The organism is Pseudomonas sp. GW823-FHT04A03, from assembly GCF_058796615.1.
The window spans coordinates 332,712-345,695 of record NZ_JBXAIV010000003.1; the positions used below are offsets into that span (position 1 = coordinate 332,712).

A 12,984-nucleotide genomic window follows, 5' to 3' on the forward strand; every position below is an offset into this window, starting at 1 on the left:
AATACTTTGTAGTAGCGGGAAAATGAGCGGGAAATCAGCCTTCCAGTACAGCGAGAATCTCGTTCTCAGCCATTACCAGCAGGTCTTCGCCGTCGACTTTCACAGTGTTGCTGCCGGAGTAAGGACCGAACACAACCTTGTCGCCGACTTTAACGGCCAGCGCACGCACTTCACCGTTTTCCAGAGTCTTGCCTGGGCCTGCAGCGACGATCACACCGTGGTTGGCTTTTTCAGCAGCCGAACCTGGCAGGACGATACCGCCAGCGGTTTTCTTTTCTTCTTCGCTGCGACGGATAACGACGCGGTCATGCAGAGGACGAAGCTTCATTGTCGATCTCTCCTAATTGTGGTTTTCATCGGCCGGTGTAGTCCCGGCGGGTTTAACGAATCCGGCCTGCGCCGGTTGCGGCTCGTCGAGCGAACCGCGGAAGTCTGTCCGACTCAAAATGTCGGAAACCTTTCGGTGACCGATACATAAGGGCGCATAAGCTTATTACAAGGGCGGGGGCTAAAAAATTTTCACGCACATTGCATGAATTCGCCCCACAAACGAACACGGCACCCGAAGGTGCCGTGTCGATGCAGACGTTACTTGGTGTCGCGGTGTTCGAATTCGCCTTCGATCACATCACCTTCACGACCCAGCGGCTGGCGCGGTGCAGGACCGCCGCGAGGTTGCAGGTCATCGGCGAACGCTCGCTGGCGCATGGCCTGCTCTTCGGCACGCTGGCGCATTTTATTGGCAACCAGTCGACGACTGAACGGCAACAGCAGCACCAGACCGACCACGTCGCTGATGAAGCCCGGCAGGATCAGCAGGCCACCGGCCAGGGCCAGCATCAGGCCTTCGAGCATGGTTTGCGCAGGCAGTTCGCCGCGGTTCAGGCTTTCACGGGCACGCAGTGCGGTGGCCAGCCCGGCGACGCGCAGCACAAACACGCCGAACATCGAGCCGAGAATGATCAGCAGCAGGGCCGGGAAAAATCCGATCGAACCTGCCACTTTGACGAATACGAACAGCTCCAACACCGGGAACAGCAGAAAGAGCAACAAAAAAGGGCGCATCAAAGTTTCCTCAACGCAAGAAATGCCTTGCAGTAAGCCTTAGATGACGTCGCCCTTTCGTGAATTCAAGCGTCGGCCACCGCATTTTTTGGCCAGACCTCGGCGTGAGCCAGTGAAACCAAGGCCTCGCGCACTTGTATCGGCGTATGACAAGGCGCTTGAAACGGCAGCCAGTACAGCGCTTGGCCGATGCGCAGGTGCATGCCTTCGGTGTCGATCCCGGCCAGTTGCGCCGGGACGGTTTTCGGCAGACCGGCGAGGTCGACGTAATGAGCGATGGCCTTGGCGTGGTCGCTGTTCATGTGCTCGACCATGCTGATTTCGGCCTTGCCGGCGAACGGGTTGGCCAGGGTCAGGTGATCGACCCAGTGGATCGCGCCGAAGCCGCCGATGTAGCGATGGCGCACGGGTTTGAGCACCCAGAAATCGAAGTCGTGAGCCTTGTGGTAATTCTGCGAATCGGGGAAATAGCGGTAGTAACGCTCGGCGGCGGCTTCAATGGCGGCGGTGTCTTCGAGTTTTTCCGCCTCGGCCAGATAGGTCAGGCGACCAACGGCTTGCACATCGTCGGCCTCGCGCTCACCCACCAGCAGCGAACATTTCGGATCTTTCTGCAGGTTGTGGGTGTGCTGGGCGATGCGGCTGATCAGGATCAGCGGCCGGCCCTGCAAGTCCAGGCAGTAGGGAACCACGGAGCCGAACGGAAAACCGGGCATCGATTTGGAGTGGGTCGACAGCACGCCACGGTATTCCTTGAGAAGCAATTCTCGGGCATTCTTAGCCGCTTCAACGCTCAATTTATGACTCCTTAAATAGAATCCGTCGAAAAAACGGACGGGCGCATGGGATTTGTCCCACACGCCATCGGGCAGTTCTCATGTGCAACAGGCCCCTGGCCGGTGCAGATCGAGAGGCTACCTATAAGGACCACTCTGACCTGCTCTCGGGGGCATGCGAATGCAACTCAACGACAAAGTAATCATTATCACTGGCGGTTGCCAAGGCTTGGGCCGCTCGATGGCCGAGTATTTCGCAGGCAAGGGCGCGAAGCTGGCGCTGGTCGACCTGAACCAGGAAAAACTCGATGATGCCGTCGCGGCCTGCAAGACCAAGGGTGTCGAGGCACGCAGCTATCTGTGCAACGTCGCCAATGAAGAGCAGGTGACGCACATGGTTGCCCAGGTCGCCGAAGATTTCGGCGCGATCCACGGCCTGATCAACAACGCCGGGATCCTGCGCGACGGCCTGCTGCTCAAGGTCAAGGACGGCGAGATGACCAAGATGAGCCTGGCCCAGTGGCAGGCGGTGATCGACGTCAACCTGACCGGCGTATTCCTTTGCACCCGTGAAGTGGCGGCGAAAATGGTCGAGCTGAAAAACAGCGGCGCGATCATCAACATCTCGTCGATCTCCCGCGCGGGCAACGTCGGCCAGACCAACTACTCCGCCGCCAAGGCCGGCGTCGCCGCGGCGACCGTGACCTGGGCCAAGGAACTGGCGCGCTACGGCATTCGCGTGGCGGGCATCGCACCGGGCTTCATCGAAACCGAAATGACCCTGGGCATGAAGCCCGAAGCGCTGGAAAAAATGACCTCGGGCATTCCGCTCAAGCGCATGGGCAAGCCGGAAGAGATCGCCCATTCGGCGGCCTACATCTTCGAGAACGACTACTACACAGGCCGGATTCTGGAGATGGATGGCGGGTTGCGCATCTGACGTCTGTCGCGCAATGAAAAACGCCCCGGTGCACAGGCACCGGGGCGTTTTTGTTTAAACTACAGGCATCAATCGTCGCTGATGGTGATGTTCGGCATCGCCGGCGAGGCTGCTTCCTGCAACACGATCCGCGCCCCCACATGTCGGGCCAGTTCCTGATAGACCATGGCGATCTGGCTGTCCGGCTCGGAAATCACCGTCGGCTTGCCGCCATCGGCCTGCTCGCGGATCAGCATCGACAGCGGCAACGAGGCCAGCAGCTCGACGCCGAACTGGGTCGCCAGCTTCTCGCCACCGCCCTCACCGAACAGATGCTCGGCATGTCCGCAGTTCGAGCAGATGTGCACGGCCATGTTCTCCACCACGCCCAGCACCGGGATGTTGACCTTGCGGAACATCTCCACGCCTTTGCGTGCGTCGAGAAGCGCCAGATCCTGCGGCGTGGTGACGATCACAGCACCGGCCACCGGGACTTTCTGCGCCAGGGTCAGCTGAATGTCGCCGGTGCCTGGCGGCATGTCGATCACCAGATAATCCAGGTCACCCCAGGCGGTTTGCGTGACCAGTTGCAGCAGCGCGCCGGACACCATCGGCCCGCGCCAGACCATCGGCGTGTTGTCATCGGTCAGGAACGCCATCGACATCACTTCGACGCCATGGGCCTGCAGCGGCACGAACCACTTCTGATCCTTGATCTGCGGACGGGTGCCCTCGGGAATGCCGAACATGATGCCCTGGCTCGGGCCGTAGATATCGGCGTCGAGAATCCCGACCTTCGCGCCTTCGCGAGCCAGTGCCAGTGCCAGGTTGGCAGCGGTGGTGGATTTGCCCACGCCGCCCTTGCCTGATGCCACCGCGACCACGTTCTTGACGTTGGCCAGTCCCGGAATCTGCGCCTGGGCCTTGTGCGCGGCGATCACGCTGTTGATCTCGACCTTGGCCGACACCACGCCGTCGAGATTTTCGATGGCCAGTTGCAGCAATTGTGCCCAGCCGCTCTTGAACAGACCGGCGGCATAACCGATTTCCAGCTGCACGCTGACGCGATCGCCGGTGATTTCGATGTTGCGCACGCAACCGGCGCTGACCGGATCCTGGTTCAGATAAGGGTCGGTGTATTGGCTGAGGACGGCTTCCACCGCTGCGCGAGTGACGGCACTCATGGGCAACTCCGATAACAAGACTGGGAAAAGATGGCGGGTATCCTACCCCTTCTGTCCTCCGGACGGCATGTCCGGCAACGATTTGCAGAGGTGAAATATCTTTCCCGGCGCTTTATAGTGGCCGACCTCCGTTTCATCAAGTAGCGAAGCCCCACATGTCCGAACCACGCAAGATTCTCGTCACCAGCGCCCTGCCCTACGCCAACGGTTCGATCCACCTTGGCCATATGCTGGAATACATCCAGACCGATATGTGGGTGCGCTTCCAGAAGCATCGTGGCAATCAGTGCATCTATGTCTGCGCCGACGACGCCCACGGTTCGGCGATCATGCTGCGCGCGGAAAAGGAAGGCATCACCCCGGAACAACTGATCGCCAACGTCCAGGCTGAACACAGCGCCGACTTTGCCGAGTTCCTGGTGGACTTCGACAACTTCCACTCCACTCACGCCGAAGAAAACCGTGAGCTGTCGAGCCAGATCTACCTGAAACTGCGTGACGCCGGGCACATCGCCCAGCGTTCGATCACCCAGTATTTCGACCCGGAAAAGAAAATGTTCCTGGCCGACCGCTTCATCAAGGGCACCTGCCCGAAATGCGGCACCGAAGACCAGTACGGCGACAACTGCGAAAAATGCGGTGCAACCTACGCACCAACCGACCTGAAGGATCCGAAGTCGGCAATCTCCGGCGCCACCCCGGTGCTCAAGGATTCCCAGCACTTCTTCTTCAAGCTGCCGGACTTCCAGGAAATGCTGCAGGCCTGGACCCGCAGCGGCACCCTGCAGGACGCCGTGGCCAACAAGATCGCCGAATGGCTGGACGCCGGCCTGCAACAGTGGGACATCTCCCGCGATGCGCCGTACTTCGGCTTCGAGATCCCGGGCGAGCCAGGCAAGTATTTCTACGTGTGGCTGGACGCGCCGATCGGCTACATGGCCAGCTTCAAGAACCTGTGCAACCGTACGCCGGAGCTGGACTTCGACGCGTTCTGGGGCAAGGACTCCACCGCCGAGCTGTACCACTTCATCGGCAAGGACATCGTCAACTTCCACGCCCTGTTCTGGCCGGCGATGCTCGAAGGCGCGGGTTTCCGCAAGCCGACCGGGATCAACGTGCACGGCTACCTGACCGTCAACGGTCAGAAGATGTCCAAGTCCCGCGGCACCTTCATCAAGGCCCGTACGTACCTGGATCACCTGTCGCCGGAATACCTGCGCTACTACTACGCGGCCAAACTCGGCCGTGGCGTGGACGACCTCGACCTGAACCTCGAAGACTTCGTGCAGAAGGTCAACTCCGACCTGGTCGGCAAAGTGGTCAACATCGCCAGCCGTTGCGCCGGTTTCATCCAGAAGGGCAACGCCGGTCTGCTGGTGGACACCAACGCCGCGCCGGAACTGACCGATGCATTCCTGGCCGCGGCACCTAGCATCGCCGACGCCTATGAGGCCCGCGACTTCGCCCGTGCCATGCGCGAAACCATGGCTTTGGCCGACCGCGCCAACGCCTGGATCGCAGACAAGGCGCCATGGTCGCTGAACAAGCAGGAAGGCAAGCAGGATGAAGTCCAGGCGGTCTGCGCCACGGCGATCAACCTGTTCCGTCAGCTGGTGATCTTCCTCAAACCGGTGCTGCCGCTGCTGGCCGCCGATGCCGAGGCGTTCCTCAACGTCGCACCGCTGACCTGGAACGACCACACCACCCTGCTGGCCAACCACCAGTTGAACGAATTCAAACCGTTGATGACCCGCATCGACCCGGTAAAAGTGCAAGCCATGACCGACGCCTCGAAAGAAGACCTGACCGCCAGCCAGACCGACACCGGCGCCGCTGCGCCTGCCGGCAATGGCGAACTGGCCAAGGATCCGCTGTCGCCGGAAATCGACTTCGACACCTTCGCCGCAGTCGACCTGCGCGTCGCGCTGATCGTCAAGGCCGAACACGTTGAAGGCGCGGACAAGCTGCTGCGCCTGACCCTCGACATCGGTGACGAGCAACGCAATGTGTTCTCCGGGATCAAAAGCGCTTACCCGGATCCGTCCAAGCTCGACGGTCGCCTGACCATGATGATCGCCAACCTCAAGCCACGGAAAATGAAGTTCGGCATCTCCGAAGGCATGGTGATGGCGGCCGGCCCTGGCGGTGAAGAAATCTACCTGCTGAGCCCGGACAGCGGCGCCAAGCCGGGTCAGCGCATCAAGTAAGGTTTCGCCCTGACAGATCCCACAGGCGTGCTCCGTGCGCCTGTGGGATTTTTCATATCTGGCCCGCCCTCCACGGCTGCCGGATAATGCCTAACCTTAAGTGACACACGCCCGTTCCTGCCGGCAGAACCATGACCGAACTCGTGCTTACGCTCTTCAGTGCTGCGCTGATCAACAACTTTGTGTTGCACTGGCCGCTGGGCGTCGATCCGCTGCTGGCCGGCGAACGCCGTCAGGTGCATGCGCTGGGGCTGGCAACGTTGTGTCTGATGCTGATTGTCGGCGTGGCGGGTTACGCGATCTGGCATTGGCTGCTGGTGCCGTTGCAACTGGAATTCCTGCGCCTGTTTGTATTTCTGCCGTTGAGCGTCCTGCTGATCGCGCCGCTGCTGAAGCTGTTGGCGCGCTGGCGACCCGCGCTGCCATTCGATGGCTTGTGGCCGCTGCTGCTGGGCAATGCCGGTGTGCTGGGGCTGACGCTGATCAACGCGCAAGCAGACAAAGGCCTGTTTCATGCGACAGCGCTGAGCCTTGGCGCCGGCCTGGGTTTCTGGCTGGTGTTAAGCCTGTTCAGCGATTTGCGTGAACGCACGGCCGACAACGATATTCCCCTGCCCTTTCGTGGCCTGCCGATCCTGTTGATCGGCGCTGGACTAATGGCCGTGGCTTTTCTCGGATTCAGTGGACTGATCAAAACATGAGTCTGATTCAACGCATCGATGCCCTGCTGCCGCAGACCCAATGCGGCAAGTGCGGCCATCCCGGATGCAAACCCTACGCTGAAGGCATCGCCGACGGCGAGCCGATCAACAAGTGCCCGCCAGGTGGCGACGAAACCATCGCGGCGCTGGCCGAACTGTTGAAAATTCCGGTGCTGGAGCTGGACATCAGTCGCGGTTCGGCGCCGCCGCAAGTGGCCTACATCCGCGAAGCCGAATGCATCGGCTGCACCAAGTGCATCCAGGCCTGCCCGATCGACGCCATCGTCGGCGCGGCGAAGCTGATGCACACGGTGCTCATCGACGAGTGCACCGGTTGCGATCTGTGCGTGGCGCCCTGCCCGGTCGACTGCATCGAGATGCATCCGTTGCCGCCGGGCACGCTGCCGGTGGTGGGTGGCCTGACGGCCAGCCTTGAGGAACAGCAGGCGCGTGCGGCCAAGCGCGATCACGCCCGGCAGCGCTTCGAACGACGCAATGCTCGCCTGCAACGCGAAGAACAGCAGAAGCAGGCCGAACGCGAAGCCCGGGCGCAGCGCGCGGCACAGGCCGAAGTCGCCACCACCACGCTCGATCCGGTGCAGGCGGCGCTCGAACGGGTGCGCGCACAAAAAGCCGCGACCGCCGATGCTGCGCTGAAAAAAGCCAAGATCGACGTGGCCATGAGCCGGGCGCAATTGAACAAGTCGCTCAAGGCGTTCGGTCATCCGCCGACCTTCGATCAGCAATCGCAACTGATCGTCCTGCAACAACAGTTCGAAGCGGCCGAACAGGCACTGGCGAAACTGGAAAGCAGCGCGGCACCTGCGCCGGTCGTGGCCGCCCCGGCGAAGGACGCCGACCTGAAACGGGCGAAAATCCAGTTGGCAATGCGCCGCGCCGAGCTGAAAAAGGCCCAAACCGCAGAGGCTCCGCCAACCGAGATCGCCTTACTGGAACAAGCGCTGCGTGACGCCGAACAGGCCCTGCACAACGCCGAAGCCGCCAGCGATCAACCGGCGCCGGAGCTTGTGCGTGTCGAGAAACGTCCGATCGACGACCGGCTGCGTCAGCTGAAAACCGAACTGGCCTACGCTCGCGCCGACCTGAACAAACTGCAACGGCGCGACGGTACGCCCGCCGACATCCTCGAAAAGGCCCGCGCCCGCCTGCAAGAAGCAGAGCGGCAGGTACAAGCCCATGTCATCCATTGAAACCAGAGACGAGCGCCTGCAACAGACAATGAAGCTGGTTTTGCTGGCGACATTGCCGGGATTACTGGCGTTGTTCTGGTTTTATGGTTGGGGCGTGTTGATCAACCTGATCCTGTCCGTCATCACGGCTTTGGGCGTTGAAGCCGCCGTGACACAGCTGCGTCGGCAGCCGCTTCAAGCCACATTGACCGATGGCAGCGCGGTGGTCAGCGCCACGCTGCTGGCAATTGCCCTGCCGCCTTACTGCCCTTGGTGGCTGACGGTCACGGCGATCGCCTCGGGCCTGTTACTGGGCAAACATCTGTACGGTGGTGTTGGCAGAAACCCGTTCAATCCGGCCATGCTCGGCTTTGCCTTGGCGATGGTGATGTTTCCTCAGCCGATGACCCATTGGCCGGCACATGGCCTGGATCTGACGGCGGCTTTTGGCCAGGTGTTCAACCCGGGCGCGCAGCCGGATGCCTGGGTTCAGGCCACCGCGCTGGACAGTCTGCGCATCAATAAAAGCCTGACCATGGACGAACTGTTTGCCGGCAATCCGGCATTCGGGCGCTTCGGCGGGCACGGCGTTGAATGGGTGAACCTGGCGTTCCTCGCCGGTGGGTTGTTTTTGTTGCAGCGTCGAGTGTTTGGCTGGCACGCGCCGGTCGGCATGCTCGCCAGCCTGTTCGTGATCAGCCTGTTGTGCTGGAACGGTTCGGGATCCGACTCCCACGGCTCGCCACTGTTTCACCTGCTGAGTGGCGCGACCATGCTGGGAGCGTTCTTTATCGTCACAGAACCAGTGTCGGGGGCAAAAAGTCCGCTCGCCCGCCTGCTGTTCGGCGTGGGCGTGGGGTTGCTGACTTACGTGATTCGCACCTGGGGCGGTTACCCCGACGGCGTGGCGTTTGCGGTGCTGTTGATGAACCTGTGCGTGCCGGCGCTGGAGCGCTTGGCGGTGGCTCGTCAGGCGCAGGTGGCGCCATGAACCGCACGAGCAGCCTGATCACACTGGCGTTCATTACCGCGCTGGGTATCGGCGTGACATGGCTGGTGCAACGCTGCAACGCACCGCAGATCGCCGCCGAACAGCGTCTGCTTGAAAGTCGTAAATTGCTGGACGTGCTGCCGGTCGACGCTTACGACAATCAGCCGCTTGAACAACCTCTGACGTTGACCGACATCAACCTGAGCCACAGTTTGTTGCTGGGCGGTTATCGGGCGAGCAAAAGCGGCCAACCCGTGGCAGTCCTGTTGCGCAGCCAGGCCCAAGGTTACGCCGGCAATATCGAGTTGCTGATTGCCATAGACGCCAACGGCCGTTTGCTCGGTGTGAAAACCCTTGAGCAGAACGAAACGCCTTCACTGGGTGGGCATATCGGCGATTGGCCAAATAGCTGGCTTCAGACCTTTAGCGGGAAATCGAGCAACCAACCGACGGACGCCGGATGGGCGCTGAAAAAGGATCAGGGAGAATTCGACCAGATCGCGGGTGCAACCATTACGTCTCGCGCGGCCATCAACGCCATCCACGATGCCCTGCGTTACTTTGATGAACACCGGACGACCCTGCGCGGGAGCACGCCATGAATACGTCAGCGACTCTGGCGAACTCGATGATGCTGGTGTTGTTGATCGGTGCCACCGACTCTGTGGCGGGCGCGCTGGCGACTCTGTTGATGTTCGCGGTTGTCGTGGGCATTTACGGTTTGTGCATGGCACCGCTGCGTTCGCGCCTGAGCAGCGAGAGCCTGTTGCCGGTCAGCCTGGTACTGGCCGCGACCCTGGCAGGCTGCGCCGATATTGTTCTGCAACGCAGTGCGCTGCAGTGGCATCAACTGATCAGTGTTTATGCCGGGCTGATTGGCTTGCAGTGCGTCGTGCTGGAGCACAATGGATTTTTTCTCCGGCCTGTCCGTAATCGAGTGAAACTGTGCGGCCTGTTTGCCGCGCTGATGATTGTGCTCGCAGTGTTGCGTGAGCTGATCGGTCAGGGCAGCATCGGCCATCATTTGTCGGAACATTGGCAAGGTTTGATTCTGTTCGGCGATGGCCTGCATTTCGCAATGCTGGCTCCCGGCGCCTTCATATTGCTTGGACTGATACTGGCCGCCCGTCAGGCCTGGACTCGCCCCTGCGACCTACCCGAGGAAACGCATCACCCATGAATGCCGCAAAACGTCTGGAGATATTCCGCAGGCTTCACGAGGACAACCCCGAGCCCAAGACCGAATTGGCCTACTCCTCGCCTTTCGAACTGTTGATTGCGGTGATTCTGTCCGCGCAATCCACGGACGTCGGGGTGAACAAGGCGACAGCGAAGCTGTTCCCGGTGGCAAACACGCCGGCGGCCATTCACGCCTTGGGCGTCGAAGGGTTGTCCGAGTACATCAAGACCATCGGCCTCTATAACAGCAAGGCCAAAAACGTAATCGAGACCTGCCGCCTGCTGGTCGAGTTGCACAATGGCGAAGTGCCGCAGACGCGCGAAGAACTGGAAGCCTTGCCCGGCGTTGGCCGCAAGACCGCCAACGTCGTACTTAACACCGCGTTCCGCCAGCTGACCATGGCGGTTGACACCCACATCTTCCGGGTCAGCAACCGCACCGGCATTGCACCGGGTAAAAATGTGGTCGAGGTGGAAAAGAAGCTGATGAAGTTTGTGCCAAAGGAATACCTGCTCGACTCGCACCACTGGCTCATTCTTCACGGCCGCTACGTGTGTCTGGCGCGCAAACCCCGTTGCGGCAGCTGTCGGATCGAAGATCTGTGCGATTACAAGCACAAAACTTCCGACGATTGAGCGGCTATTGGTTTTATTGATTTATCGATTGAAAAAATCTTTTTTACCATCTGCTGGAATATCGATATAAGGAGCGCCAAAGGCAGTCTTAGCCTGGAGTTGACCTTATGAGCACCAGCAAAGAGCAATTGGAAGCGGATGACGACTTTATCGCCACGGAGGCCGATGATGCCGAACCTGTGGTTGAAGTCGCCAAGACCAACTTGAGCAAACGCCGAACCATCGACAATCTGCTTGAGGAGCGCCGACTGCAGAAGCAATTGGCCGATTACGATTTTGATCTCTGACATTTGAAAGCCTCCCGAAACGGAGGCTTTTCTCTTTCTGTCACACGCTGATTCCGATCCGCCCATGATCCGTCAGCCACTGAAACCCTCAGACCAGGCCGTTTCGCTGCGCCAGTTCGATCAGATCCACCAGCGAGCGCGCATTGAGCTTCAATAACAAGCGGGTCTTGTAGGTACTCACGGTCTTGTTGCTGAGGAACATACCGTCGGCAATTTCCTTGTTGGTCTTGCCGCGCGCCAGTTGCTGCAACACCATCATTTCCCGTCCGGACAGCCGATCAACCATGTCCGCCTCGCTGGCATTTCCCAGGCTGGTTCGCACGGTGTGCAACGCCTGGTTCGGAAAATAGCTGTATCCGGACAGTACCGCCTTGATTGCACTCAGCAACTCCGTCAGATCCTGTTGCTTGCAAACATATCCCGCCGCCCCCGACTGCATGCAGCGCATAGAGAAGTGTCCCGGTGACTGGGACGTCAGCACGAGTACTTTCAACGGCATTGCACTGGTCGTAAGACGCGCGATGACTTCCAGTCCATCCAGCTTCGGTATACCGATATCCAGAATGACGATATCCGGCATCTGGTCACGAGCCAGTTGTAACGCGTCCACGCCATTATCGGTTTCTGCAATGACTTCGTAGCCATGACGTTCCATCAGCATACGTACCGCAAGACGAATGACGGGGTGATCATCCACGATCAGCACTTTATTCATGGGCAAGTCCAGTTTCGCTGTTCGAATTTTTAGAACCGGCACAATAACGTAGTCATTTCACCCATGGCATGGATAAGTTCCTCTTTACCAGCACCGAGAGACGCCTCCTACAGGCAATAAAGATTATTCCTACAGAAAAGACTCACTTACAGAAAATCATGAATTCACATCAGGAAGTTCTGCGTCTGCCACGTCCTGCTTCAGAGCCTTCACGACAGGCTGAAAAAACTCCGGAACAAAGATCAACGATCAGATATTAAAAACAACTGAAACAACTTACACATATCCCACCCCCGAAATTTAATATAAACACCAGTCACCGACAGTCCTTTTTACCCGGCAACTTAAACACGACCAATCAATTCAACCCAGACGACGAGAAAGACCATTCATGAGTAGAGACCATGCTAAAAATCAACAGGAAGATCCCCAACCCCATCACCGTCATTGCCATCTTCGCTTTTATATCGGAGACCTCCGCCGCCGTGTCATTGCCGTTCCTTAACAATAATGAGCGGGAGCTCTACGTCTGGTTTCTGATCAGTTTTCCGTTCTACTTGTTATTTCTGTTCTTCATCACGCTGAACTTCAACTATCGCTCTCTGTATGCTCCATCCGACTTTGACAACGACAAGAACTTCCTCAAGGCTTTCGAAGAAGAAATTACTCTTCCAACCGAGGTTTCTCCCACTCAACCAAACGTCGAGTTACACGCTGTCAAACTACCCAGACCGTTGGACAGGGTGTACATCATCGACATTCGACAGATACACACGAGTTCGGGAATAGAGGTGCTATTGGAAAAATTCCCACATCCAAACAAGCATTCGCTGAGATTATTCCTTTTTTTAACCGACGCTGTGTCAGATGTTTTACTTAAGGACAATATCGAAACCCTGGCCAAACAAACAAAGAGAAGCCAAGGAACAACGTTCTGTATTGTCTACGACACGCATTCGTTGACCACATCGGTATTGGGAAAGATTTGAAAGGGGATAAAACGCGGAGCAAGACATCCATGCAATGCACGATGTACAGCCGATGAGGGCACTAACGTTGACCGATATCGATCAAGTCAAAGGAAGAACATCCAAAAAAACGGCCTTGTCGCTACGACAAGGCCGTTTTTTCACA

15 protein-coding genes are annotated in these 12,984 nt (G+C 58.8%); 10 read left to right on the forward strand and 5 right to left on the reverse strand.

Features of this window, described 5'->3' with window-relative positions; genetic code table 11:
• Positions 1 to 34: 34 nt before the first annotated feature.
• The 3 genes from AC1Q9F_RS11340 to AC1Q9F_RS11350 form a co-directional block, all read right to left on the reverse strand.
• On the reverse strand, positions 35 to 328 hold the full coding sequence (locus AC1Q9F_RS11340) for a co-chaperone GroES (protein WP_003227685.1): 294 nt from the start codon (positions 326 to 328) through the stop codon (positions 35 to 37).
• 260 nt (positions 329 to 588) lie between these two features.
• The gene (locus tag AC1Q9F_RS11345; protein WP_007953217.1) at positions 589 to 1,065 is read right to left on the reverse strand and encodes an FxsA family protein; all 477 of its coding nucleotides are present in this window, start codon (positions 1,063 to 1,065) and stop codon (positions 589 to 591) included.
• A 65-nt stretch (positions 1,066 to 1,130) separates the two neighbouring features.
• Positions 1,131 to 1,862: a HugZ family pyridoxamine 5'-phosphate oxidase gene (locus tag AC1Q9F_RS11350; RefSeq protein ID WP_492619900.1), complete on the reverse strand. Its 732-nt coding sequence runs from the start codon at positions 1,860 to 1,862 to the stop codon at positions 1,131 to 1,133.
• Positions 1,863 to 2,022: 160 nt separating this feature from the next.
• On the opposite strand from AC1Q9F_RS11350, the gene AC1Q9F_RS11355 reads away from it, so the two are divergent.
• Positions 2,023 to 2,781: an SDR family oxidoreductase gene (locus tag AC1Q9F_RS11355; RefSeq protein ID WP_492619899.1), complete on the forward strand. Its 759-nt coding sequence runs from the start codon at positions 2,023 to 2,025 to the stop codon at positions 2,779 to 2,781.
• A gap of 68 nt (positions 2,782 to 2,849) precedes the next feature.
• Here the strand turns inward: AC1Q9F_RS11355 and apbC are convergent, their stop codons facing one another.
• Positions 2,850 to 3,944, reverse strand: coding sequence for an iron-sulfur cluster carrier protein ApbC (gene apbC, locus AC1Q9F_RS11360; protein WP_207983815.1), 1,095 nt, complete (start codon positions 3,942 to 3,944; stop codon positions 2,850 to 2,852).
• A 155-nt stretch (positions 3,945 to 4,099) separates the two neighbouring features.
• On the opposite strand from apbC, the gene metG reads away from it, so the two are divergent.
• The 8 genes from metG (at position 4,100) to AC1Q9F_RS11400 (ending at position 11,135) form a co-directional block, all read left to right on the forward strand.
• Complete coding sequence (gene metG / locus AC1Q9F_RS11365; RefSeq protein WP_492619898.1) at positions 4,100 to 6,151, forward strand: methionine--tRNA ligase; 2,052 nt, start codon at positions 4,100 to 4,102, stop codon at positions 6,149 to 6,151.
• Positions 6,152 to 6,282: 131 nt separating this feature from the next.
• Positions 6,283 to 6,852: an electron transport complex protein RnfA gene (locus AC1Q9F_RS11370; RefSeq protein WP_492619897.1), complete on the forward strand. Its 570-nt coding sequence runs from the start codon at positions 6,283 to 6,285 to the stop codon at positions 6,850 to 6,852.
• Positions 6,849 to 8,063, forward strand: a complete 1,215-nt coding sequence (gene rsxB / locus AC1Q9F_RS11375; RefSeq protein WP_492619896.1) for an electron transport complex subunit RsxB — start codon at positions 6,849 to 6,851, stop codon at positions 8,061 to 8,063. Before AC1Q9F_RS11370 ends, rsxB begins: the two co-directional genes overlap by 4 nt.
• Positions 8,050 to 9,033, forward strand: a complete 984-nt coding sequence (locus tag AC1Q9F_RS11380; RefSeq protein WP_492619895.1) for an RnfABCDGE type electron transport complex subunit D — start codon at positions 8,050 to 8,052, stop codon at positions 9,031 to 9,033. The genes rsxB and AC1Q9F_RS11380 overlap by 14 nt, the downstream gene beginning before the upstream one ends.
• Entirely contained in the window at positions 9,030 to 9,635 is a 606-nt protein-coding gene (locus AC1Q9F_RS11385) for an RnfABCDGE type electron transport complex subunit G (protein WP_207983820.1), read from the forward strand. The genes AC1Q9F_RS11380 and AC1Q9F_RS11385 overlap by 4 nt, the downstream gene beginning before the upstream one ends.
• Positions 9,632 to 10,213 carry an Rnf-Nqr domain containing protein gene (locus AC1Q9F_RS11390; protein WP_207983821.1) on the forward strand — a complete coding sequence of 194 codons (582 nt, stop codon included), beginning with the start codon at positions 9,632 to 9,634 and terminating at the stop codon, positions 10,211 to 10,213. Before AC1Q9F_RS11385 ends, AC1Q9F_RS11390 begins: the two co-directional genes overlap by 4 nt.
• Complete coding sequence (gene nth, locus AC1Q9F_RS11395; RefSeq protein WP_007953205.1) at positions 10,210 to 10,848, forward strand: endonuclease III; 639 nt, start codon at positions 10,210 to 10,212, stop codon at positions 10,846 to 10,848. The genes AC1Q9F_RS11390 and nth overlap by 4 nt, the downstream gene beginning before the upstream one ends.
• A 107-nt stretch (positions 10,849 to 10,955) precedes the next feature.
• Positions 10,956 to 11,135, forward strand: a complete 180-nt coding sequence (locus AC1Q9F_RS11400; RefSeq protein WP_007953204.1) for a PA3496 family putative envelope integrity protein — start codon at positions 10,956 to 10,958, stop codon at positions 11,133 to 11,135.
• 88 nt (positions 11,136 to 11,223) lie between these two features.
• Here AC1Q9F_RS11400 and AC1Q9F_RS11405 read toward each other — a convergent pair whose 3' ends face one another.
• Positions 11,224 to 11,850, reverse strand: coding sequence for a response regulator transcription factor (locus AC1Q9F_RS11405; protein WP_007953203.1), 627 nt, complete (start codon positions 11,848 to 11,850; stop codon positions 11,224 to 11,226).
• A gap of 404 nt (positions 11,851 to 12,254) precedes the next feature.
• Here AC1Q9F_RS11405 and AC1Q9F_RS11410 point away from each other — a divergent pair, with 404 nt between their 5' ends.
• Positions 12,255 to 12,839 (forward strand): hypothetical protein, encoded by a 585-nt coding sequence (locus AC1Q9F_RS11410; RefSeq protein WP_492619894.1) that lies wholly within the window; start codon positions 12,255 to 12,257, stop codon positions 12,837 to 12,839.
• Positions 12,840 to 12,984 lie beyond the last annotated feature (145 nt).